Origin of the sequence: Pelagovum pacificum (assembly GCF_016134045.1) — a bacterium.
Lineage (GTDB): Bacteria > Pseudomonadota > Alphaproteobacteria > Rhodobacterales > Rhodobacteraceae > Oceanicola > Oceanicola pacificus_A.
Genome location: NZ_CP065915.1, coordinates 400,524 through 423,440, shown reverse-complemented (window position 1 = coordinate 423,440; position 22,917 = coordinate 400,524). Strand labels below are relative to the sequence as shown.

The 22,917-nt window shown below is 65.7% G+C and carries 22 protein-coding genes; 6 read left to right on the top strand and 16 right to left on the bottom strand.

Going from position 1 to position 22,917, the window contains the following annotated elements; all coding sequences use genetic code 11:
• Window positions 1-36: 36 nt before the first annotated feature.
• From I8N54_RS02225 to I8N54_RS02210, 4 genes are all read right to left on the bottom strand, one after another.
• Window positions 37-1,596 carry an ABC-F family ATP-binding cassette domain-containing protein gene (locus tag I8N54_RS02225; protein ID WP_140194136.1) on the bottom strand — a complete coding sequence of 520 codons (1,560 nt, stop codon included), beginning with the start codon at window positions 1,594-1,596 and terminating at the stop codon, window positions 37-39.
• A 132-nt stretch (window positions 1,597-1,728) separates the two neighbouring features.
• Window positions 1,729-2,238, bottom strand: a complete 510-nt coding sequence (locus I8N54_RS02220; RefSeq protein ID WP_140194137.1) for an AAA family ATPase — start codon at window positions 2,236-2,238, stop codon at window positions 1,729-1,731.
• 75 nt (window positions 2,239-2,313) lie between these two features.
• Window positions 2,314-3,825, bottom strand: a complete 1,512-nt coding sequence (gene arfA, locus I8N54_RS02215; protein ID WP_140194138.1) for an arabinosylfuranosidase ArfA — start codon at window positions 3,823-3,825, stop codon at window positions 2,314-2,316.
• Window positions 3,826-3,922: 97 nt separating this feature from the next.
• Window positions 3,923-4,846, bottom strand: coding sequence for an ArsR/SmtB family transcription factor (locus tag I8N54_RS02210; RefSeq protein ID WP_140194139.1), 924 nt, complete (start codon window positions 4,844-4,846; stop codon window positions 3,923-3,925).
• Between the two features lie 153 nt (window positions 4,847-4,999).
• Here I8N54_RS02210 and I8N54_RS02205 point away from each other — a divergent pair, with 153 nt between their 5' ends.
• On the top strand, window positions 5,000-5,209 hold the full coding sequence (locus I8N54_RS02205; protein WP_140194140.1) for a DUF4287 domain-containing protein: 210 nt from the start codon (window positions 5,000-5,002) through the stop codon (window positions 5,207-5,209).
• A gap of 181 nt (window positions 5,210-5,390) precedes the next feature.
• Here the strand turns inward: I8N54_RS02205 and I8N54_RS02200 are convergent, their stop codons facing one another.
• From I8N54_RS02200 to araD, 4 genes are read right to left on the bottom strand one after another with little or no spacing between them, the layout of a single operon-like run.
• Window positions 5,391-6,917, bottom strand: coding sequence for an aldehyde dehydrogenase (NADP(+)) (locus tag I8N54_RS02200; RefSeq protein ID WP_140194141.1), 1,527 nt, complete (start codon window positions 6,915-6,917; stop codon window positions 5,391-5,393).
• A gap of 22 nt (window positions 6,918-6,939) precedes the next feature.
• Window positions 6,940-7,857: a dihydrodipicolinate synthase family protein gene (locus I8N54_RS02195; protein WP_140194142.1), complete on the bottom strand. Its 918-nt coding sequence runs from the start codon at window positions 7,855-7,857 to the stop codon at window positions 6,940-6,942.
• Between the two features lie 4 nt (window positions 7,858-7,861).
• Window positions 7,862-8,803, bottom strand: a complete 942-nt coding sequence (locus I8N54_RS02190; protein WP_140194143.1) for a Gfo/Idh/MocA family protein — start codon at window positions 8,801-8,803, stop codon at window positions 7,862-7,864.
• Complete coding sequence (gene araD, locus I8N54_RS02185; RefSeq protein ID WP_140194144.1) at window positions 8,803-10,545, bottom strand: L-arabinonate dehydratase; 1,743 nt, start codon at window positions 10,543-10,545, stop codon at window positions 8,803-8,805. The genes I8N54_RS02190 and araD overlap by 1 nt, the downstream gene beginning before the upstream one ends.
• Window positions 10,546-10,706: 161 nt before the next feature.
• Between araD and I8N54_RS02180 the strand changes: the two genes are divergently transcribed.
• Entirely contained in the window at window positions 10,707-11,648 is a 942-nt protein-coding gene (locus I8N54_RS02180; protein ID WP_140194145.1) for a LysR substrate-binding domain-containing protein, read from the top strand.
• Between the two features lie 5 nt (window positions 11,649-11,653).
• Here I8N54_RS02180 and I8N54_RS02175 read toward each other — a convergent pair whose 3' ends face one another.
• From I8N54_RS02175 to I8N54_RS02140, 8 genes are all read right to left on the bottom strand, one after another.
• Window positions 11,654-12,358 (bottom strand): hypothetical protein, encoded by a 705-nt coding sequence (locus I8N54_RS02175; RefSeq protein ID WP_140194146.1) that lies wholly within the window; start codon window positions 12,356-12,358, stop codon window positions 11,654-11,656.
• Window positions 12,351-13,343 carry a fatty acid desaturase gene (locus I8N54_RS02170; protein WP_140194147.1) on the bottom strand — a complete coding sequence of 331 codons (993 nt, stop codon included), beginning with the start codon at window positions 13,341-13,343 and terminating at the stop codon, window positions 12,351-12,353. Before I8N54_RS02170 ends, I8N54_RS02175 begins: the two co-directional genes overlap by 8 nt.
• Window positions 13,344-13,498: 155 nt before the next feature.
• On the bottom strand, window positions 13,499-15,031 hold the full coding sequence (locus tag I8N54_RS02165) for an amidase family protein (protein ID WP_140194148.1): 1,533 nt from the start codon (window positions 15,029-15,031) through the stop codon (window positions 13,499-13,501).
• Window positions 15,032-15,065: 34 nt separating this feature from the next.
• Window positions 15,066-16,853 (bottom strand): SulP family inorganic anion transporter, encoded by a 1,788-nt coding sequence (locus tag I8N54_RS02160; RefSeq protein WP_140194149.1) that lies wholly within the window; start codon window positions 16,851-16,853, stop codon window positions 15,066-15,068.
• 7 nt (window positions 16,854-16,860) lie between these two features.
• Window positions 16,861-17,244 carry a rhodanese-like domain-containing protein gene (locus tag I8N54_RS02155; protein WP_198571746.1) on the bottom strand — a complete coding sequence of 128 codons (384 nt, stop codon included), beginning with the start codon at window positions 17,242-17,244 and terminating at the stop codon, window positions 16,861-16,863.
• Between the two features lie 3 nt (window positions 17,245-17,247).
• On the bottom strand, window positions 17,248-18,174 hold the full coding sequence (locus I8N54_RS02150; RefSeq protein ID WP_140194151.1) for an MBL fold metallo-hydrolase: 927 nt from the start codon (window positions 18,172-18,174) through the stop codon (window positions 17,248-17,250).
• On the bottom strand, window positions 18,171-18,611 hold the full coding sequence (locus tag I8N54_RS02145) for a DUF6691 family protein (RefSeq protein ID WP_140194152.1): 441 nt from the start codon (window positions 18,609-18,611) through the stop codon (window positions 18,171-18,173). Before I8N54_RS02145 ends, I8N54_RS02150 begins: the two co-directional genes overlap by 4 nt.
• The gene (locus I8N54_RS02140; protein ID WP_140194153.1) at window positions 18,611-19,072 is read right to left on the bottom strand and encodes a YeeE/YedE family protein; all 462 of its coding nucleotides are present in this window, start codon (window positions 19,070-19,072) and stop codon (window positions 18,611-18,613) included. Before I8N54_RS02140 ends, I8N54_RS02145 begins: the two co-directional genes overlap by 1 nt.
• Window positions 19,073-19,163: 91 nt before the next feature.
• Between I8N54_RS02140 and I8N54_RS02135 the strand changes: the two genes are divergently transcribed.
• The 4 genes from I8N54_RS02135 to I8N54_RS02120 all read left to right on the top strand — a co-directional run bounded on the left by I8N54_RS02135 (window position 19,164) and on the right by I8N54_RS02120 (window position 22,857).
• The gene (locus tag I8N54_RS02135; RefSeq protein WP_140194154.1) at window positions 19,164-19,481 is read left to right on the top strand and encodes an ArsR/SmtB family transcription factor; all 318 of its coding nucleotides are present in this window, start codon (window positions 19,164-19,166) and stop codon (window positions 19,479-19,481) included.
• A 533-nt stretch (window positions 19,482-20,014) separates the two neighbouring features.
• Complete coding sequence (locus tag I8N54_RS02130) at window positions 20,015-21,466, top strand: sensor histidine kinase (RefSeq protein ID WP_140194155.1); 1,452 nt, start codon at window positions 20,015-20,017, stop codon at window positions 21,464-21,466.
• 279 nt (window positions 21,467-21,745) lie between these two features.
• A complete protein-coding gene (locus I8N54_RS02125; protein ID WP_140194156.1) occupies window positions 21,746-22,285 on the top strand; it encodes a methyltransferase family protein in 540 nt (179 codons plus the stop codon).
• 2 nt (window positions 22,286-22,287) lie between these two features.
• Window positions 22,288-22,857 (top strand): N-acyl amino acid synthase FeeM domain-containing protein, encoded by a 570-nt coding sequence (locus I8N54_RS02120; protein WP_140194157.1) that lies wholly within the window; start codon window positions 22,288-22,290, stop codon window positions 22,855-22,857.
• The last annotated feature ends 60 nt before the right edge of the window (window positions 22,858-22,917 follow it).

The window sequence follows — 22,917 nt, the reverse complement described above, 5'->3', positions numbered from 1 at the left end:
GGAATATTTGACGCCCGAAGACGGCCCTGGCGTGCCCTATAGCCTGAGGTGGCGGGTCGGGGCGACACGGTCGAGAAAATGGCGGTCGTGACTGACCACGACCAACGCGCCATCGTAGTCGGCGAGGCCGGCCTCGAGCGCCTCAATCGTCTCGAGGTCGAGGTGGTTGGTCGGCTCATCCAGGAACAGCAGCGTGGGCGGCCGGTGGCCGAGTGCGCAGGTCAGGCCGGCCCGCATCCGCTCACCTCCCGACAATGTGCCGACCACTTGCAACGCTGCCTCCGCCCGGAAGCGGAAGCGCGCGAGGGCGGCACGGCAGTCTGTTTCCCCCGCGCCGGGGTTCAGGCGCAGGAAGGCATCGCGGATCGTCTCGTCAGCGTTCAGCAGCGAAACGGACTGGTCGAGAAGCCGCGCGTCGTCCGTCGTCACCCGGCCTGACTGGGGCGTGAGGCGGCCGGTCAGCAGATCGACCAGCGTGGACTTGCCCGCGCCGTTGGGGCCGGTGATGGCGAGCCGCTCGGGCCCGGTGACGACGAGGTCGAAGTCCCGGATCAGCGGCGCAGCCGGATCGTGACCACCGGTCAATCCTTCGGCGACGATCACGCGGTGCCCGGCGGCGAGGCCGGTGGGTGGTACCTCGATCGTCACAGGCTCGAGTACTTCCACGCGGGTGCGCGCCTCGCTCGCGGCCTCGGTCGCTTCGGCAGCGCGGCGGCTGTTCTGCACCGAAACGCCGGAGGTCGTGGCCTCGGCCCGTGCCTTCATCGCGTCGAGCAGGATCTTCGGCTGGTCGCGCCTGGCGCGCGCCGCCTTGCCGCGTGCGTTGCGTTTGTCCTGACGCTCCTTGAGCGCCTGGTTACGGCGGCGGGCCTCCGTTTCGGCGCGTTCGGCACGGGCGAGGTCGTCGCGGGCGGCCTCGAGCTCCTGCGCTTTCTGTTCGCGGTAGAAGCTGTAGTTGCCTCCGTAGAGCGTCGCGCCGAGCGTCGTGAGCTCAACCGTCGCGTCCATCCGGTCCAGGAGGTCCCGGTCGTGGCTGACGACGATGGCACTGCCCTTCCAGCTGGCGAGGACGTCGGCGAGCGCCTCACGTCCGTCGGCGTCGAGGTTGTTGGTCGGCTCGTCCAGCAGCATCAGGTCCGGTTCGGTGAAGATCAGCGCCGCGAGCGCCGCGCGGGTGCGCTGGCCGCCCGAGAGCGTTGCAAGCTGAGTGGTGGCGCCGCGATCCAGTTTCACGGCGGACAGCGCGGCGTCGATGCGGGGCTCGAGCGTCCAGTCGGCCTCGGCCAGCTCATCCACCCCGGCTTCGCCCCGGTCGGCGCGGGCCAGCAGGTCGAGCGCTCCGGTCGCGCCGAAGAGGTCGGCGATCGTGCCATGCTCTGGCTGGATCTGCGTCAGCGTGCCAATGCGGGCGGGCCGGTCGATGGCGCCGGAGGTCGGCGTCTCCCCCGCGATCAGCCGCAGCAGGGCGGTCTTGCCCACGCCGTTGCGCCCGACGAGCCCGGTGCGACCGGCGGGTATGGTGAGCGTGAGGCCGCTGAAGAGCGTGCGCTGGTCAGGAAGGGTGAGCGAAACGTCCGAAAGGGAGATCGAGGGCATGATGGGAATTCCGTGCGGCGAAGGTCATGGTGAACAGGTCCTTCGTCGTGAAATCCATCGGTCCTCATCCTTTCGTTGAGTGCGTTCAGGCGAACATACGTCCTCGCGCCTGGTTTTTGAAGGGCTGAGCGGTCAGCCCGGCGGGGGGCTGCCGCAGGCGGCGAGGATCCGGTCCGCGACGTCGGCAAGCGGGCCGGTCGCGTCGATCCGCGTCGCACCGGGTGGCAGACCCTCCCCAGTGGCGTGCAGCCGGCGGACGAGGGCACGTTCTTCACCGGTAGCGCCGTACTCGTCAGGGCGGCCGTCGAGCCGGGCTTCGAGCGTGGCGGCGTCGATGTCGAGCACAAAGACCGCGTCGAACCGGTCGATGAATTGCGCGAAGTTGCGTGAGCCGCCACAGAAGAAGGTCGCGGGGTGGCGCATGTCGGCGAGCAGGATGTCCAGCTTGGCGATGTCCCAGATATGATGTTCGTGCCCGTGCAGCGCGCGGTCGGTCAGTGGCGTGCCGGTCATCGGGTCGCCCTGGTAGGCAAGTTCCCGGTCGCCGTGGATCGCGTGGTAGCCGCGTCGCTGCAGCTCATCGCAGACGGAGGTCTTGCCGGTGCCCGACACGCCCTCGACCAGGTAATTCCTCACGCCCATTGCTGTCCTCCCGAACGACAACGCCCCCGCAGTCTCCTGCGGGGGCGCGTGACGCGCAAGGCGTGTCGATCCGGCTCAGAGCTTCACGCGGATCATCGAGTAGGAATAGGGCGGCAGCGTCATCGACAGCTTGTTACCGTCCAGTTTCGCGCCGCTTCCCTCCGTGGGAGAAACGTTGTCCGGGTTGTCCTCGGTGTTCACCGCTTCCAGATCGTCGTGCTTGACCAACGTGTGCTCGACTGATTTCGCCGCGGCGAACCCTTCGAGGGACACCGACGTCTCGAGCGCTTCGGTCGGGTGACGGTTCACCGCGAAGAAGGTCATGCTGCCGGCGTCGTCATCATAGGTCCCGGCGATGTCGAGGTACTTCACGTCGGACGCGATGTCGGCGTCGTAGCTGGGCACGTCGACGTCGAGCTGCAGCGCCGTGCCGCGGCCATAGCGGGAGGCGAACATGAAGGGCCAGTAGATCGTCTGGCGCCAGGCGGCGCCGCCTTCGGAGGTCATGATCGGCGCGATCACGTTCACCAGCTGGGCGATACAGGCGATCTTCACCCGGTCCGCACGGCGGATGAAGGTGTTCAGCGCACAGCCGACCTGCAGCACGTCCTCGAAGTTGTAGATATCCTCAAGCAGCGCCGGGGCGTGCGGCCAGCCGGACTGGCCCTGCAGGATCTTCTTGTCCTGCTCGTTCGAGTGATACCAGACGTTCCACTCGTCGAAGCTGATCTTGACGTCTTTCTTGGAGCGCTTCTTGCCCTTGATGTAGTCGATGACGCCGCTGACCGTGCCGATGTACTTGTCGAGCCGCTCGGGGATGGCGAGGTACTCGGCCGTGTTCTTCTCGTGGTTGGCGAAGTACATGTGCAGCGAAATGAAATCGACGTTGTCGTAGGTCGCGTCGAGAACAGTGGATTCCCACTGCGGGTAGGTCGGCATCTGCGCCGATGACGAACCGCAGACGATCAGCTCGAGGTTCTTGTCGAAGGCGCGCATGGCCTTCGCGGTCTCGTTGGCAAGGTGGCCGTATTCCTCGGCCGACTTGTGACCGACCTGCCAGGGGCCGTCCATCTCGTTGCCGAGGCACCAGACCTTGACGTCCCACGGATCGGCGCGGCCGTTCTTCTTGCGAAGGTCGGACCAGTAGGAGCCGCCGGGGTGGTTCACGTATTCGAGGAAGGCGCGTGCCTCGTCCAGCCCGCGCGAGCCGAGGTTCACAGCGAGCATCATCTCGGTGTTGGCGGCTTCAGCCCACTCGGCGAATTCGTGGATGCCGACCTCGTTGCTTTCCGAGGTGTGCCACGCGAGGTCCAGCCGCGTCGGGCGATCCTCTTTCGGGCCGATACCGTCTTCCCAGTTGTAGGCGGAGACGAAGTTCCCGCCGGGGTAGCGGCAGATCGGGGTGTCGATCTCGCGGACGAGGTCGATGACGTCCTTGCGCATCCCGTTGCCGTCGGCCGTCGGGTGGCCGGGTTCGTAGATGCCGGTGTAGATCGCGCGACCGAGATGCTCGAGGAACGAGCCGTACAGGCGCTTGTCGATGTCGGCGATTGTGTAGCGGCGGTGCGCCGTGACCCTGGCGTCCATGGTATCCTCCCATTTGTACCGGACAATCCGATGCATATCGGATTTCACGGTTGAATAAGCGCAGACTCCCCCCTCGGGTCAAGGGGCTTTCATCGGATCAGATGTTGATGCGCAGCAGGATATCCTGGTCATGGTCGCCGAACCCGCGACCGAAGATGTTGATTCCACCGGGATGTTCGGCATCCTCGCTCACGCCGACCCGCATCCGGATGGATTTGTGCGCGGCGAGGTCGAGGTCGCGCAGCGTGACGTTGGACACCTTCTCCCCATCGACGAAGGTGCCCTGCCCGTTCACGGACCATGTCTTGAGCATACCGTATTGCGAACCGGCCAGCTTCCACCATTCAGGGGTGAACTTGCCGCGCTTGTCCCCGAAATCGCCGGGCGAGGTCCACGTGCCGACCTCGACCCCGTTCACATGCAGGCAGATGTCGGAGGGCCAGTTGTCCGAAGTGCCGGGCACCTCCGAGCTCAGCTCCATCGATACGTCCAGCGAGCGTGGCGTGACCTCGGCCAGCATCGGGTTGTTGGGGAACTGGTATTCGACGAAGCCGCGGTTGAACCAGAGCAGCCCGGCCCGCATCCGCCCCGGATCGAGGAAGGTCTGCGGCACGTCGAGTAGGCCGATGACCCCCTCGGGCGAGCAGAGGCCGCAGGGCGCGGAGACATCGCACTTTGTATAGAGGCCAAGCGGCATCGCGACTTCGATCTTGTCGTTGCGACGCTCCGCGGGTTCGTCGTTGAAGGCGACGAGGATCTCGGTGAACGCGGAGTGGCAGATCTTCTGGCTACCCTTCCGCGCCTTCTGGGACCGGGTGAAGATCAGGCCGGTGTCCTCGAGGATCTGCAGGTTCGACGACACGGTCGACTGCGGCAGACCGAGATGTTCGGCGATCTGGTTGACGTTCTTGGGGCCCTCGGTGCCGAGGAGCTTCAGGATCTTGACCCGGACCTCGCTCGCGAGTCCCTTGATGATGTCGAGCCGTTCGAGCGGATCGACCACCATGTATTTGCCCGACATATCCTGCCCCGTTGAACTGCAACCCCGATAAGGCCCGGTTCATATCAGCAGTGGCGATACAGAAAAACCCCCTGTTGCGAGGGGACTGCACAGCGGGATTGACCGGTCCGCCGGATCTGCACATCGTTTTCCGGTCAAATGAGGAGGACAGAGATGGCAGAGCCGGTGAAGGGCCCCGCATCCTATTTCCCGTCGATCGAGAAGAAATACGGCCAGCCCATTTCGCACTGGAAGGCGCTGATCGAAACGAAGACCGATCTGAAGCACATGGAGATCGTGAACTGGCTGAAGACCGAGCACGGACTCGGTCACGGGCATGCCAACGCGCTGGTTGCCGATACGCTGAAGGGGAAGAAGGGGTGAGAGACCGGGGGTCATGCACCGGTCGGCGCGTGTCTTGAGGCCGGCGGAGGGAGTTCCTTCAGAACCAAACTGAGCGCTGCGTGTGTCCATACAATAGATCGAGCAACGCGGCGGCGCCGGGAGGTCGGGTTTTCCCGGGTAGGGTGCAGGGTGCGCATCAAGTGCGCACCCTACGGGATCATCAGGCCAGATCGCCGGGCAGGATGGCGTCCGGCATGTTCTGGTAGGCGACCGGGCGCAGGAAGCGGCGGATCGACAGGGTGCCGACCGACGTCGCGCCGAAGTTGGTCGACGCCGGGTACGGCCCGCCGTGCACCATCGCGTCGCACACCTCGACGCCGGTCGGGAAGCCGTTGACCAGCAGGCGGCCAGCCTTGCGCTCCAGCACCGGGACGAGGCCCTTGGCGACGGCCGTGTCGCCATCGTCCATGTGGATCGTCGCGGTCAGCTGACCCTCGAAGCCCTTGGCGAGCGTCGTCATCTCTTCCGGGCCGGAAACCCGCACGACGAGGCCGAGCGGCCCGAAGACTTCTTCACCCAGCGCGTGGTCCTGCAGGTAAGCATCGGCGTCCGTCTCGTAGAGGTTCGGGCTTGCCGTGCGGCCTTCGCTCTCGGTCGCCAGAACCGGCTTCACGGCGTTGCGGCCGTCGAAGCGGTCCTTGCCGGACTTGTAGGCGTCCGCGATGCCATCGGTCAGCATGGTCTGTGCGTCAACGCCCTTCAGCGCTTCGGCGGCGGCTGCGACGAAGGCGTCGCCCGCGTCACCACGCTCGACCACGGCGATGCCGGGGTTGGTGCAGAACTGGCCGGCGCCCATGGTGAGCGAGCCGGCCCAGCCCTTGCCGATCTCCTCGCCGCGCGCCTTGGCGGCTTCGGGAAGAACGAACATCGGGTTGACCGAACCGAGTTCGCCGAAGAACGGGATCGGCTCGTCACGCTGCGCGCAGAGATCGAACAGCGCGCGACCGCCACCGAGCGAGCCGGTGAAGCCGACGGCCTTGATCAGCGGGTGCTGCACCAGCGTCTGGCCGGTTTCGCGCGTGCCACCCTGAACGAGGGAGAAGACGCCCTTCGGCATGCCGCACTTCTCGACAGCGGCCTTGATGGCGTCGGCGACGATCTCGCCCGTGCCGGGGTGGGCGGAGTGGCCCTTCACGACCACCGGGCAACCGGCAGCCAGCGCAGCGGCGGTGTCGCCACCGGCCGTGGAGAAGGCGAGCGGGAAGTTCGACGCGCCGAAGACGGCGACCGGGCCGATCGGGCGCTGCACCATCTTGATGTCGGGACGCGGCAGCGGCTGGCGGTCGGGCAGCGCCTCGTCATGGCGCCGGTCGAGGTAGTCGCCCTTGAGGATGTGGTCGGCGAACATGCGAAGCTGGCCGGTCGTGCGACCGCGCTCGCCGTTCAGGCGAACTTCGGGCAGGCCGGTCTCGGACGTGCCGATCGCGGTGATCTGCTCGCCGCGCGCCTCGATCTCGTCGGCGATGGTGTTGAGGAACTTCGCGCGCTCCTCGCGGGTCGTGTAGCCGTAGGTCCAGAAGGCCTCTTCCGCGGCGGTGACGGCGGCTTCGACGTGGGCGGGTGTCCCGACCGAGTAGTCGTGCGCGTCGCCGTGAGCCGGCTCGGAAGTGAAGGTGGCCTCCCCCGCCACCCATTCGCCTGCGATCAGGTGCTTGCCGTGCGGGGTGAAGGGTGTCGCTCCGTCCATGTCGGGCTCCTTATATATTCGGTCACTTGCCCCATTTCAGGGCGATGAGGTCGAGGTCTCGTGCGAGTTGCAGCAGGCGATCCTTGGTGCGCGCCGACAGCGGCTTCAGCGGGTGACGGACATGATCGGATCCGATCACCCCGCCTTCCGCGTAAACCGTCTTGCACGCGCGCAGGCCGCACTGCCTGTTCTCGTGATTTATGAGCGGCAGACACTTTTGCCACCCCGCAAGGGCGGCTTCCTTGTCGCCTTTCAGGTAATTCCGGATGATTTCGCCAATATGTTCGGGAAAAAGGCCCGATGTCATGGTGCCCGTGCAGCCCGCGTCGAGGTCGGCGAGCAGCGTCACCGCCTCTTCGCCGTCGAAGGGGCCGACGATCGCGTCGCCGCCCTGCTCGATCAGCGCGGCGAGCTTGTCAGCCGCGAAGGGGCACTCGATCTTGAAGTAGGAGACGTTCTCGATCTCCTTGGCCATCCGCACCAGCAGCGGCACCGAAAGCGTGACGCCCGACAGCGGCGCATCCTGCACCATGATCGGGATGGAGATCGCGTCGGAGACGGCGCGGAAATGCTCCATCATGCCTTCGTCGTCGGCCTTCATGCCGGCGCCGTGGTAGGGCGGCATCATCATCAGCATCGAGGCGCCCATGTCTTCGGCCGCCTTCGCCCGCGCCACCGCGATGTCGGTGGAGAAGTGCGAGGTCGTGACGATCATCGGCACCCGGCCCGCGTTCTGCTCGAGGCTGACGCGCTGCATGGTCGTCCGCTCCTCGTCCGACAGCAGGAATTGCTCGGAATAGTTGGCGAGGATGCAGATCGCGTCGACGCCCTGGTCGATGAGACAGTCGACGACGTTCTTCATCCCCTGCTCGTCGAGCGTCCCGTCGGCGTGGAACGGAGTCGGGGCGACGGGAAGGATGCCGGTCAGTGGTGTTTGCATGTGTTCAGAACTCGAATGGATCGGTTGTCAGGCGGCGGCCGAGCGTGAAAGCGTCGGACACGTGGGTCATGGGCGAGAGGTCGACGTCGATGGTCGAGCCGGGCACCAGTTCCGCGAAGCGGGCATAGAGCGACGGATACTCGCCGCCGAGCGCGGCGGAAGCGGTCTCTCCCGTCGGTTGCTCCTCATCACCGACGAAGAAGCGCGCGCCGCCCTCGGTGAGCTTCGCCTCGCCTTCGTCAGTGGTGACGTGGATCGCCCAGGTCTGCTCGCCCTCCTGCCGCCAGTCGAAGACGGCGGACATTTCGGCCCCGGCGGGGTCGCGGAAGGTCAGGTCGGCGGCGATCGGCGTCTGCCGGTTTTCGGGAAAGGTCAGCGACGCATCGGTGAGGTGGATCGGACGCGGGTAGATCGCGGTCAGCACGGACAGGCCGTTGATGCCGGGATCGAAGACGCCGAGGCCGCCCGGCTCCCAGATCCATTCCTGGCCGGGGTGCCAGCGGCGCACGTCTTCCTTCCAAATCACCTCGACCTTGCGGATCGCCTTGTCGGCCAGCCAGTTACGGGCAAGCTCCACTGCCGCCGCGTGGCGTGAATGCCAGGTGGCATAGAGCGACACGCCCTTCGCCTCGGCGAGCGCCTGCAGGTCGTGGACTTCGGACAGGGTCGCGCCCGGCGGCTTCTCAAGCATCACGTGGCGACCGGCCTCCAGCGCCGCGCGCGCATCGGCGTAGCGGACCTGCGGCGGCGTACAGAGCGAGATGCAGGAAATGTCGGGGCGTGCCTCCAGCAACTCGGGCAGCGACTTGAAGGCTTCGGCCCCGTCGACCGTGGCGTTGCGGCTCGACGTCGCTGCCAGCGTGAAGTCGGGATTTCCGGCGATCGCGGGGATGTGCTGATCCCGCGCGATCTTGCCGATGCCGACGAGCGCGATGTCCCACGCCATCAGTGCGAGTCCTTCGGGATCGGCGCGCCGCGGCAGCCCTTGAGGAAGTCGAAGTCGGCGCCGGTGTCGGCACCTTCGACATGCTCGTGGAACATCCGCGCATAGCCCGACGCCGGAACCTCGATCGGGTTCTTCCAGGCGGCGAGGCGCGACGCGATCTCTTCGTCGGACAGGTCGAGGTGCAGGGTGCGGTTCGGCACGTCCACTTCGATCATGTCCCCGTTCTGCACGATGGCCAGCGGACCGCCGGCGGCAGCCTCGGGCGAGGTGTGCAGGATCACGGTGCCGTAGGCGGTGCCGGACATGCGCGCATCGGAGATGCGCACCATGTCGGTGATGCCCTTCTTCAGGATCTTCGGCGGCAGGCCCATGTTGCCGACCTCGGACATGCCGGGATAGCCTTTCGGGCCGCAGTTCTTGAGGACCATGATGCAGGTCTCGTCGATGTCGAGATCGTCATCATTGATCTTGGCCTTGTAGTCGTCGATGTCCTCGAACACGACCGCACGGCCCTTGTGGGTCATGAGCGCGGGCGTGGCGGCGGACGGTTTCAGCACCGCGCCGTTCGGGGCAAGGTTGCCCCGCAACACCGCGACGCCGCCGGACTGGGCGAGCGCCTTCTCGGCGGGCAGGATCACCTCGTCGTTCCAGTGCTTCACCTCTTTCACCTGGTCCCACATGGAATCGCCCGACACCGTCAGCGCGTCCTTGTTGAGCAGGCCGGCCTCACCCAGGCGCTTGATGACCACGGGCAGACCGCCGGAATAGAAGAACTCTTCCATCAGGTACTTGCCCGACGGCATGAGGTTCACGATCGTCGGGACGTCCTTGCCCCACGCGTCCCAGTCGTCGAGCGTCAGGTCGATGCCGACCCGGCCCGCGATGGCGAGGAGGTGGATCACCGCGTTGGTCGAGCCACCGATGGCGGCGTTGGTGCGGATTGCGTTCTGGAACGCCTCGCGCGTCATCACGTCGGACGGCTTCAGGTTGTCCTTCACCATCTGGACGATGCGCCGGCCGGTCACCTGCGCCATCGCGCGGCGGCGGGAATCAACCGCCGGGATCGCGGCGTTGCCCGACAGCGCCATGCCGAGCGCCTCGGCCATCGAGGCCATCGTCGACGCGGTACCCATCGTGTTGCAGGACCCCGGGCTACGGGACATCGAGGCCTCGGCCTCCATGAACTCTTCCTGGGTCATGTCGCCGGCCTTCACCGCTTCGGAGAACTTCCAGAGGTGCGTGCCGGAGCCGACGCGCTCACCCTGGAAGTAGCCGTTCAGCATCGGCCCGCCGGTGACGACGATCGACGGCAGGTCGGTCGAGGCCGCGGCCATCAGGAGCGACGGCGTGGTCTTGTCGCAGCCGACCAGAAGCACGCAGCCGTCGATCGGCTGACCGCGCATCTGCTCTTCCACCGCCATCGCGGCGAGGTTGCGGAACATCATTGCCGTCGGGCGGAACGCGGATTCGGAGGCCGAGAAAGCGGGCACTTCGACCGGGAAGCCGCCGGCTTCGTAGATGCCGTGCTTCACGCGCTCGGCGAGGTCCTTGAGGTGCGCGTTACAGGGCGTCAGCTCGGACCAGGTGTTCATGATGCCGATCACCGGGCGTCCATCGAACAGGTCGGGCGGGAAGCCCTGGTTCCGCATCCAGCCGCGGTGATAGATGTTGTCCCGGCTGTTGCCGCCGAACCATTCCTGGGAGCGCAGCTTGCGGGGCCATTCTGCAGGGGTAAAGGCCATCGTCCATCCAGTCTTGATGAGGGTGGAGACCACCCCGGTGTCCGGGCAGGAGCACATGTCCGCAGGCCGGTGACGGCTGCGCGGGGTCTCCTCCCTATCGGCGCGAAGGCTACGCGCGAGGCGCATACCATTCAATTGCCAATTTCCGATAAGTGCATAACATGCGCGGTATGGCGAACTCCGACACTCTTTCCCAACTGCGACTCCGGCACTACCGGCTGCTGCAGGCGATCTCGCAATACGGGCAGCTTTCGGTCGCCGCGGACATGCTGTCGATGACGCAGCCCGCCGCCTCGCGGATGCTGGCGGAGATCGAGCGGCTGGTCGGCGAGCCGCTGTTTCGGCGTCATCCCAAGGGCATGCAGGCCACCGCTTCGGGCGAGGTTCTCGCCCGGCGGGCCGGCTGGATCCTCTCCGGCATCGACGAGGCGGAGGCGGAACTTGCCGCCGTGCGCGAGGGGCGGCGCGGCAGCGTGCGGGTCGGGGCGGTCACCGGCGCCGCGGTGGCGCATGTCGTTCCCGCGATCCAGGCCCTGACGCCGGAGGCGCGGGCGGCGGAAGTGCACCTCGAAGTCGGGCCGAGCGGGCGACTCATGACCGGGCTGGACGCGGGGGAGTTCGACTTCACGCTGTGCCGCGTCCCCTCGCAGACCGATTCCCAGATGTTCGAAATACTGCGCGGCCACGAGGAAGACGTGCGCTTCCTCGTCCGCGTGGGGCATCCGTTGCTCGACCGGGGACCGCTGACGATCCGGGACCTCGACGGCTATGGCTGGGTTATCATGGCCCCCGGCACCCCGCTGCGGCAGGGGGTCGAGGACGCGTGGCTCTCCGCCGGAATCGCGCCGCCGCGCGAGATCCTGAATTCCGCCTCGCTGCTGGTGTCGATGGCCCACATCCGCACGTCGGACGCGATCGCGCCGGTCGCCCGCGAAGTCGGCGACCTGATTTGCGGCACCGGGCGCGGCGCCTTCGTGGAGCTACCGGTGACCCCCGGGCTTTTGCTGTCGCCCTACCATCTGATCCGCCACCGGAGCCGGCCGATCAGTCCGCTCGCCGAGCGGCTGCTCACGCTCGTCATGGACGGGATGGCGAAACCCTGAGCGGGTCAGCCCTTGCCGGTCGCCATCGACTCCGCCTTGTGGAGCAGGAGCAGGTCGGCGCGGCTCTTGACCAGCCAGGACAGGCCGAAGGCCCAGACGCCCACGGCCTCGAACCAGAAGATCAGCCGGTATTCGAGCACGATCCGCGCCCCCTCCCCGCCGATGTAGTTCTTGAAAGCCGCCGCGACCGAGGTCGCCGCAAGCGAGGCGAGGATCACCCAACCGCTGAAGATGTAGATGCGCCGCCGGGCCGGACGCGCGGTGCGCGCGAACTTGATGAAACAGAAGGCCGCCAGCGACGCGAAGAAAACCAGCGCGCAGAGGTAATGCGCCACCGGCGTCACCGACATGCCGAGGTAACGCTGGCTGACCGTCGCGATCTCGCCCGTGCGGCTGGCCGTCGGCAGCAGCGCCATGCCGAAGGCCGACGCCCCCGCCGCCGTGGCGAGCCAGTCGTCGTCGATGATCTCTCCCGGTTCGCGCCGATAGCCCCGGTAGGAGATCAGGAACACTCCGATGGAGCAGAGCGTGCCAACATAGATGTCCCGATATGTCGTGTGGAAGAAGTCGCTGATCGTCGGCTCGATCCCCGGCTCTTCCAGCAGGCCGCCGATGATGAGAACGACCGGCAGCATCAGCCCCAGCACGCCGAGCGCCATGCGCACGCGCGTGTAGGACAGGACCATCTCGTCCCGCGAATTCTCAGACATGGCGCATCTCCCCCGCCTCCGCCCGCACGTCGGCGAAGCGTACCATGCGTTGCCGGTCCTCGTCCCAAAGCTTCCAGCGGAGCGAGCCCAGCGCCTCCCACAGGCCGAGGCGCGTCGGCTCCAGCTCGTCGCGCAGTGCATTGTGGCAGGCGCGCAGACGATAGCAGGGCACACGAGAGTTCAGGTGGTGCAGATCGTGGTAAGCGAAGTTGAAGGACATGAAGTCGAAGACCGGCCCGAGTTCGAGGACTGAGGCGCCTTTCAGCGCCGCGTCTTCGAAGTCGACGTTCGCGGCGTCGCGCCAGTACGTCTCTTCGTGGTTATGGCCTGCGTAGACCATCAACGTGCCGACGATCGCCGCCGAGAAAGAGCCCAGCGCCTGGACGACGCTCGCCCGCCAGCCTCCGATCGCGAAGACGGAAAGCCACAGAGTCACCATCAGCGCGTTCTGCATCGCGCAGTCCCAGAGCCCGACCTTCCGGGCGTTCTTAGGTACGCGGTAGCGGATGAAGAAGATGAACAGCGGCCCGATGAGCCCGATCGACAGAGGCGACCGGTAAAGCCGGTAGCCGAGCCGAGCCATCGGGCTGGCGGCCCGCCATTGCGCGACGGTCCAGGTCGTCACCTCGTGGCTGTCCATCTCGTCGAGATTGCCGATGTGGGCGTGGTGGCGGTTGTGGTTGTAGCGCATCGTGTGGAACGGGTTCGCCGTGAAGGCGCCGAGGATCACGCCGCTGATGACGTTGGCCTTGCGGGTGGTGAAATAGGCGTAGTGCCCGTTGTCATGCTGGACGCCGAAGAGCCGGACCGAGGCCGCGACGAAGATCACGACCGACACCGCCATGAATACCGGATTGCCAAAGCCCGCCGTGCCGATCCACAGGGCACCGATCCACAAGGCGAGGGTCAGCAAAAGGTGGAAGGTGGCAATATTGTTGTCCGCCACCGCGAAGGCACGGGTCCTCGCACGCAAATTCGAAGCCATTGAAATATCTCGCTGCAGTCAATCCGAAAGTCGTAGGACAGGCCGGAGCGAAAATGAAGTGTTAAGCCCGTCCCGGTTGTCCGCTCGCCACCTTTGCGGTCGCGGCATGCCCGGTCGGCAGGCAGATCGGGCCGGCTATCGCGCTGCGACTGTCGTCAGGGGAGGTCCGGAACGAGGCGCAGCTGCGATGCCTGTTCGAACGCGAAGGCATAGCCGATCAGCGACGCGTCGGCCCCGCCCCGACCGATCAGGGTGACGCCGACGGGCATTCCCGTTGGTCGCGCGCCGAGGGGCACGGTGATCGCGGGGTAGCCGGCGGTCGCGTAAATCTGCGAATGCAGGTTGTCGATGCTGAACAGCACGTCGGCGCCGGACTTGTCGAACGCCTCGTCAAGCTGACCGGTCGCGGCTCGTGTGAGAGCGTCCGCGAGTTCCTCGAACCGGTCCCGCTCGAGGCCGGTGCCAAGGATGATCTCGGTGCCGAGGAGTTGCTGGCCGAACGGCACCCGGCGATCCGGGTCGACGGCGTTGTAATCGAAGAGCGCCTGCGCCGAAGTGATGTCCGGCCGCCGCGCCGCGATCGCCGCCGCCATGTCGAACCGCACACCTCCGGCGAGCAGCATTGGAAACAGCGCCAGCGCGTGTTCCGGATCGGGGAAGTCTGCATCGACCGACAAGGCCCCGGCCTCGGCAAGGGTCGTCGCGATCCGGCCCAGCGGTTCTTCGTTCTCGGGCGACAACAGGTCGGCGGTCAGCACACCCACCGTCACGCCCCGCAGCGCATCCGACGAAAGCGCGGCGGCATAGTCGGTGTCCGTCTCATCCATCGCAGCGAGAAGAAGCGCAAGGTCCGTCACGTTTCGCGCCATCGGTCCGGCGGAATCGTTGTTGAAGAGGAGCGGCAAGATGCCCTGTCCGCTCACGACATCCCGGCTCGGTTTCATCGCGACGACGCTGTGCCATGCGGCGGGGACGATCAGGGAGCCCGACGTTTCCGACCCGACGCTGACGACCGCAAAATCCGCCGCGACGCTGCCGGCGGAGCCGGAGCTCGATCCGCCCGTGGGGTAGTCGCCGAACGGGTTGGTCCCTGCCCCGCCAACGGCGGAGACGCCGCCGATCTTCGGCCCCATCGTCAGGACCCCTGCCCATTCGGAAAGGTTCGTCTTGCCGAGGATCACCGCCCCCGCGTCGCGCAACCGGTCGACCAACCGGGCGTCGGCGGGTTCGACATTGTCCAGCATCAGCTCCGCGCCAGCGGTGGTATGCAGCGGGCCGCGCGTGGCGATGTTGTCCTTCAGCGCCACCGGGATGCCGTGCAGCGGGCCGATCGCACCGTTTTCCGCGCGCGCCGCATCGGCGCGGCGTGCCTCGTCCAGAACCTCCGGGTTCAGTTCGAGGAAGGTGCGCAGGTCCTCGTCGTGCCGCCGGATACGGTCGATCAGATGCCGGACGAGCGCCTCGGACGTCAGCTCTCCCGCGTCCATCCGGCGTTGGAGTTCGGGAATGCCCGGCAGCGGTTCAAGCGCCTCCGTGGCACCTGTTCTGGTCGCAAGCGCTTCCTCGAACGGCGCGAAGTCCAGCGGTCGAAGTCGCGGCACGGTCACCTCCGTCTGTGCGGGGGCAATCTGGCAGAGCAGACCCGCGATGGCCACGGCCAAGGCCGGCACTTTCAGTGCCCTGTTCATCGCAATCTCCCGTCCGCATCTTACGGCAGCGACACTAGCGCGAGGTCTGGCGCTCGGGAAACGGGCGAGAGCAGTCGATGGGCGTGAAAACTGACCGGTCCGCAGTTTCGGTCACCTCGGGCGCGAGGGCCGACATCGCCTCATGGTGGGAGAGGTAGACCTGACCGGTGAGATGATCGAGGAACGCCGAACGCGCGAGGCGATCCATCACCGGGCCTTTCACCTCGGACAGGTGCATCGCGACGCCCTGGTCCGACAGCCGGTGCCCGATCAGCTCCAGGCTTTCCAGCGCGCTCGCATCGACAGAGTTCACAGCCGCGAAGTCGAGCACGAGGTGGCGCACGTCGGGGCGCGCCGCGATCCCCTGCTGGATCACGTCCTCGACGGCACGGGCGTTGCCGAACCAGAGGCTCTCGTCGATGCGCAGGGACAGCACATGCTCGGCACAGGCGACGTCGTGGCGGCGGATGTTGCGGAAATGCCGGGTGCCGGGCACCTGTCCGATTTCGGCGATATGGGGCCGGGAGCTCTTCCAGAGGTGCAGCAGCAGCGACAGGCCGACGCCGGTCATGATGCCGAGCTCGACCCCGACGGCCAGTGTGACGACGATCGTGCCGGCCATCGCAGCGAAGTCGAAGCGCGAGTAGGTCCAGGTCCGACGCAGTGTCTTGAGGTCGACCAACGACAGGACCGCCACGATGATCGTCGCCGCAAGGACCGCAACCGGCAGCTCTCTCAGCAGCGGGGTCAGGAACAGAGAGGCGAGCGCGATGCCTATTGCCGTGTAGGCACCGGCAGCGGGCGTCTCCGCCCCGGCATCGAAGTTCACGACCGACCGCGCGAAGCCGCCGGTGACCGGATAGCCGCCCGAGAACGCGGCGGCGAGGTTCGACATGCCGAGGCCGATCAACTCCTGATCCGGACGGATCGACTGGCGGCGCTTGGCGGCGAGGGTCTGGGCGACCGAGACGGACTCGACGAAGCCGATGATGGAGATCAGGAACGCGGCGGGGAGCAGCGTGCTCCAAAGCTGCGGATCGAGCGGTGGCAGCGACAGCGGCGGCAGGCCCTGCGGCACCTCGCCGACCGTGGCGACACCTCTTGCGCCGAGGTCGAACAGAACGACCGACAGGATCGAGACGACAACGGCGAGCACCGGACCGGTCCGGGCCAGCAGGGCGGCGGTGCCCTCCCCCAGTCCGAGACGGACGAGGGTCGGCTTAAGCTTGCTGCGGGCCCAGAAGAGGAAGGCGGTGGTGGCCGCGCCGATCAGCAAGGTCGGCAGGTTAATGTCGGGGATCGCGCGGGCAAGTGCCGTCACGATCTCGACCAGCGTATGCCCACCCGCATCGACGCCGAGGATGTGGCGCAGCTGGCTCGCCGCGATCAGGATGCCCGACGCGGTGATGAAACCAGAGATCACGGGGTGCGACAGCAGGTTCGTCACGAAGCCCAGCCGCAGCAGTCCCATGACCAGAAGGATCACACCGGACAGCACCGCCAGCGTGATCGCCGCCGTGATATATTCCGCGCTGCCGGGGTCCGCGACCGCCCCCGCGGCCGTCGCGGTGAGGAGCGAGACGACCGCGACCGGCCCGACGGCCAGCGTGCGGCTCGTCCCAAACATTGCGTAGGCGACGAGCGGCAGGATCGAGGCATAGAGCCCCATCACCGGCGGCAGCCCGGCGAGCATCGCGTAGGCCAGCGACTGCGGGATCAGCATGATCGTGACGATCACGGCGGCCAGCCCGTCGCTCACCAGCGCCCGGCGGTCGTAGGTTCTGCCCCATTCGAGAAAGGGGAAGTAGGAAGCCGGGCGCATTGGTTTCTTATCCTTCGACGGGAAGTCCGGCGGAGATCCAGCCCTGGATGCCGCCTTCGATGATGGTCGCTTCGTAGCCCATGCCGCGCAATGTATCGGCGGCGAGTGCCGCGCGGCCGCCGGATGCGCAGAGCACATGCACCGTGCCGCCCGATTTCTGCGCCACGAGGGACGCTTCAGCGGTCGGCATGCTCTCGTCGGCGCGGGTCTCGAGGATGCCGCGCGGCACGTTCAGGGCCCCGGCGACACGACCGTTCGATTCAAGCTCCGCCGGTTCGCGGACGTCGAGGATCAGGGCGCCCTCCCCGGCTGCCGACATCGCGTCGGCGGGAGAGACGGTGGAGACGCGGGTGCGCGCGTCCGCGACGAGGTCTTTCATGGAATTGGCCAAGGATCAGTCCTTTCCGAAATAGTTCACGGGGAGTTTGAGGTAGACACGGCCGTCATCCTCAGCGGGCGGGAGACGCCCGCCACGCAGGTTGATCTGGAGCGCGGCGAGGATGCGATCGGGCAGCGCCAGGGTGGCGTCACGGTCGTCGCGGATCTTGATCCAGTCCTCACGCTTCGTGCCGTCCTTCACGTGCTTGTTGTTCGCCCTGTGCTCGGCGACGGTCGCTTCCCACGCGGGTTCGTCCCGGTCCTTCGTGCCGTAATCGTGGCCGACGAACAGGCGGGTGTCGCCCGGCAACGCGAGGATGGCCTGGATCGACTCCCAAAGCTCAGAAGAATTGCCGCCCGGGAAGTCGGCGCGCGAGGTGCCGGCGTCCGGCTGCATCAGCGTGTCGTGGGTAAAGGCCGCGTCCCCGCAGACATAGGTGATCGAGCCGAGCGTGTGGCCGGGCGACAGCATCACCGACACGTCGAGGTCACCGAGCTTGAAGGTCTCGCCCTCCTCGAACAGGTGATCGAAATCGCGGGCCGGCTCGAAAACGCCCTGCATGTTGTAGATGTCGGCCCAGATCTGCGCGATTTTCGGCACCAGCGCCCCGATCGCGTTGGGCGCGCCCGTCACCTGCTTGAGGTGGGCGGAGGCCATGACGTGGTCGGCGTGCGGGTGCGTGTCGAGCACCCAGGCGACGGTCAGGCCGTTCTCCTTCACGATGTCGAGCACCTGGTCCATGCTGCCGGTCGAGAAGCGGTAGTGCTTGGGATCGAAGTTCCAGGCGACGTCGATCAGTGCGGCCTGCTTCGTCGCCGGATCAGCGCAGATATACTGGATGGACCCGGTGTCCGGCTCATAGACGCCCCAGACGTCGGGGCTGCCCGCTCCGGTCGAGGGCGAATGCCGCACGACCCTTTGCTTCAGTTTCGAAACGCTCATCTCGTTGATCCGACCTTGGTTAGAATTTGTCCTGCTTTCGCCTGCAGGCCAAGCCAGAGACCGGCCAGCATGGCGATGATGAAGATGATCGTGCCCGGCTCGAGCAATGGCAGCGCGGTCCAGGCCGGGCCCGGGCAGAAGCCGCCGATGCCCCAGCCGATGCCGAACATCGCCGATCCGACGACGAGATCGGGGTCGATGTGTGTCGCCTTCGGGACGTCGAAGCTGGTGTCGAGCACCGGCTTCGGGCGCCGCCATACGAGGCGGTAGCCAATGAAGGCCGTGAGGGTCGCGCCGCCCATGACGAAGGCGAGGCTCGGGTCCCACGTGCCGGCGACGTCTAGGAAATTCAGCACCTTTGCCGGGTCCGACATGCCGGAAATGACGAGGCCGACGCCGAACACGAGTCCGCTGAGAAAGCCGAAGAATGTGCGCATCAGAAGCCTCCGCCGATGACGTGGCGCAGCACGAACACGGTGACGACACCCGCTGCCATGAAGGTGGCGACGGCCACCGCGGAGCGCGTCGACAGCCGGGCGAGGCCACAGACGCCGTGGCCCGACGTGCAGCCCGAGCCAAGCGCGGTGCCTGCACCGACCAGCAGGCCGGCGATCGCCATGCCCGGCAGGTTCGACGGGACGGTCTGCGCGACGGAGCCGCCGGCGATCATGACGCCGAAGGGGGCGAGGATCAGCCCCGCGAGGAAGGCGAGCCGCCAGTCGCGATCGGCGGGCGTGCCCGGCACCGGCAGCGCCGCGCCGATCAGCCCGTTGGTGATCCCGGTGATCCCGGCGATCCGGCCGAACAGCCCCATGACCATGACGGCGCTCAGCCCGATCAGGACGCCGCCGCCAAGCGAAGCCCAGGGCGTAAAGGCCGTTGCGGTTTCCAACTCCATTGAGGGTCTCCATATTGCGTTCGGGAGCCTTGCCCCCGCGAGGGTTTCCAGCTACATATTAGAGCATGCTAATTCAGTCAAGGCTAATGTAATGGAATTCGAGACCGACGAGTCGGTGGCCGCGCTCGAGAAGCGGGCGGATCACGTCGCATCGCGTCTGGCGCTGGTGGCGAATGCCAAGCGCCTGTTGATCCTGTGCGAACTGGCGAAGGGCGAACGCTCCGTCGGGATGCTGCAGGCCGCTGTCGGGCTCAGCCAATCCGCGCTGAGCCAGCACCTCGCCAAGCTCCGCGAAGCGGGGATGGTGGACACTCGACGCGAGAGCCAGACGATCCACTACCGGATCAGTGACCCCGACCTCCACGTCCTGATGAGCGCCCTCTACGAATCGTTCTGCAAGGACGTGTGACGGTCGAGAGCCGCGAGCGACCGAACGATCGCGTTGCGTATCGCCGGAAGCTCCAACCGGGGACCGCTAATGGAGCATCGACGCCCAGCCAGGCGGGCGTGCCGGCTTGGCCGACTTGACTGTGTCCAGCTTCTGCAACGCGATGGCACCGCAGAGTCTCGAGGGCAGGACTGCTTGGGCAATCAAGCAGAGGCCGTCCACTTGCGTGACGCCACCCCCTGCCAAACCAAACCATTCGCCATAAGGTTGTGCGGGCCCGCCTCTCGCCCGGCAAATTGGTTAACATAACCGACTTCTGATCACAGTTTCGCCAAAGTCGACGGCTAAAAAAATTGAGTAATAAAAGAGGTGAGCCCGCCCGGGACGACATCCAGAGCCCCAGGCCGAGCGCAATTTCAGAGCGGATCATCGTTGAAGACTGATGCTCATATCATCGCCCGCCACCAGGTTCGGGGCTCGCCGCGAGGGCAGTCCGCCTACGCGCGCGGCGTGAGCATCGTTGCACCGTTCACCCTGCGGAAGGGGTGCTTCTGGTGACGCCAGATCAGGCCCAGATTGAAAATGACCGCAAATCTGCCGCTTCGAAGCGTCTGCTGAAGAACGTCAGAGATTACTCTCGTGCGGTCATCACGCTGACTTGGCAGCGGCAGGGCATCTTCTCCTCAGTCGCTCTGCTGGCCGGTTGGTTCTTCGCGCCGTGGAAGGCCGCCCTGTTCTTCGCGGTCTGCATGATCTGCGAGTTCATCGACCTCCGCATGGCGAGGCGCGTCCAGCGTATCGAGAAAGGCGACTCGCGCGCGACGCGGCGGGCCTATGCGGGCTACATCACGAACACGACGGTCAGCACGCTAGCCATCAGCGTCTTCGGTATCTGGGTCGGCATCACCGAAGATGGCGTCGCGATGTTCACCGCGCTGTTCTGCCTGATCGCGGCCGCGCTCTACGCGGCGATCAACAACCACCAGCTGGCAAGCGCGCTCGCGATCCGCCTGACCGGTTACGGCGTGGCGTTCCTCGTCATCACGTCGCGCGACCTCTACGTGTACCGGCCACCGCTGACCTCGGACATGTGGCTGCAGTTCTTTACCATCATCTTCCTGATGTACTTCCTGATCGACTGTTCGCTCGGTTTCCTGCGGCTGTATCGCCAGGACCTTAAACAGCTCGAGGATCTCGAGGCGCAGCACGAGAAGGTAAAGGCCGCGCTCGTTCTCAAGTCGCAGTTCGTCGCGGTCGTGAGTCACGAACTGCGCACGCCGTTGACGTCGATCAAGGGATCGCTGGACCTGCTGAATTCGGGCAAGTTCGGGACCTTCCCGCCACAGGCTGAGTCGATGCTGAAGCTGGTCGGGCGCAACAGCCGGCGGCTTGCAAACCTCGTCGACGACCTGCTCGATCTGCAGAAGCTCGAAGAGGGCAAGATGCGCTTCGAAAAGGAGACGGTCGACCTCCAGTCCTTCCTGAACGACGCGCTCACCTCGCACCAGGGATTGGCGGACCGCTACGATGTTCAGCTGAACCTCAGGATGGACGTGGCGGCGACGGTCTACGTCCATACCGACGTGTCGCGCCTGATGCAGGTGCTCGCCAACGTCATCTCGAACGCGGCCAAATTCTCGCCCGAGAAGGGAGAGGTCGACATCTGGCTCAAGGTCGCGAATGGCCGGGCCCATATCTACGTGCGCGACCACGGCGTCGGGATTCCCGAGGGGTCGAAGGAAGCCGTGTTCGGCCGCTTCGTCCAACTCGACTCCTCCGCGCAGCGCCAGTTCGGCGGCACCGGGCTCGGCATGGCGATCTCACGAGAGATCATCGAAGCGATCGGCGGCACCATCGACTACGAGAGCGAAGTTGGCGTCGGGACGACCTTCGAGATCGAGCTGCCCTGCACGACTGTCTTCGACTCGGGCAACCGGACTACAGCAATTTCGAAATCGGTGGACGACCCATCCGACCGGCAAGTCGCCATTTCGGCGCGATCCTGAGCACAGTTTGAAGTCTGAGCCTCCGGAGGAGCCCGCTCCGGGGCATTCGTTTCCACCTGCGCGACTTTAATTCGGATTCCGGAATAAAGTCGCTTGCGGAGCATTATTACCGGTTTATGTTTTCTAAACGTTGATGCGCGCTTGACGGCTGGGGCTGAGGTCAGGAAATCGCACACGCCGACACGGCTGTATTTTTTCTATTCGCGCCCCGAATCCGGACGAGTCCCCGCGTCTGAAGTCAGTTTTTTTTTGCAGGGACGCCGGACCGTGTCAGACCCCTTGGACTTTTTCGCAGGCCTCGTCGCGCTGGCCTACTTCGTGATGATTTCTGCCGCGACACGGCAGCATTTCACCTCCGAGAAATATCCGCTCGGCATGTACCTGATCTCCGGCCTGTCGCTGATCGGCCTCTTCGTCTTCCTGTTGCTGGCTTTCTACGGGAACCTGATGTTCTCGTTCGCGGCGCTGGTTCTCATGGTTCCCGCGTTCGCGCTGTTCCTCTGGGCCACACGCCACAGCCGCAAGAAGCTGTCCCTCGCGTTCGACAATGAGACGAAGGGCGACGGCATCATCACGAGCGGTCCCTGGAAGTACATCCGGCACCCGTTCTACTCGTCCTACATCATTTTCTGGCTTGCCTGCGCGATCGGAACCGCCCACCCGGCATCGATCGCCGTCTTCGGCACGCTGCTGTTCGTCTACCTCTATTCCGCCAAGCGCGAAGAAGGCTTCCTGTCGGATGGCCGCTTCGGACAGCAATATATCGACTATCAGAAGAACGCCGGCTTCCTGCTCCCGAAGATCCCCTCAAGGAACTGATCATGCTCGCAAAAGTATTCGAAGTCACTCAAGTGCGATCCGAGGATGAGCTGCGCGAAGTCGGTGAATTCCGGTATCGCTGCTACCTCGCCGAAGGCGCCATCGCGCCCCGGGAAGACGAGGAATTCGTCGATGAATTCGACCGGATCGAGAACGCGCATATCCACGCGATACGCTCGGCGGGACGTATCGTCGGAACGATCAGGCTGCACATTCTCGACCGCTACAATCACAGCTCCGCCACGATGTCGGCGTTCTCCGACGTGCTCATGCCGAAGATAATGGCGGGCCAGACCCTGATCGACGGCGCGCGCTTCGCGGTCGACCCCAACCTCGGTTCGATGCGCCTGCCGGTCGCCCGCCAGGCCCTGCGGCTCTGCATGAATTACGAACGGACCTACCCTGTCCAATACGGCGTCGCCGCCGTCCCGCAGAGCCGCGTCCCGCTCTACAATCGCCTCTACGGGTTCGAGCAGCTCTCGGCGCCTAGACCCTATGCGCACCTCAACAAGGAGCTCACGCTGATCGGAGTAGAGCTTCAAGCACACCAGCTTCAGGCACTCGCCAGCTAATTCGCTGTCCCTGATATTCGGTATTCGCCTCTGATCCAGTTGAACGAATGGGTGTGACTA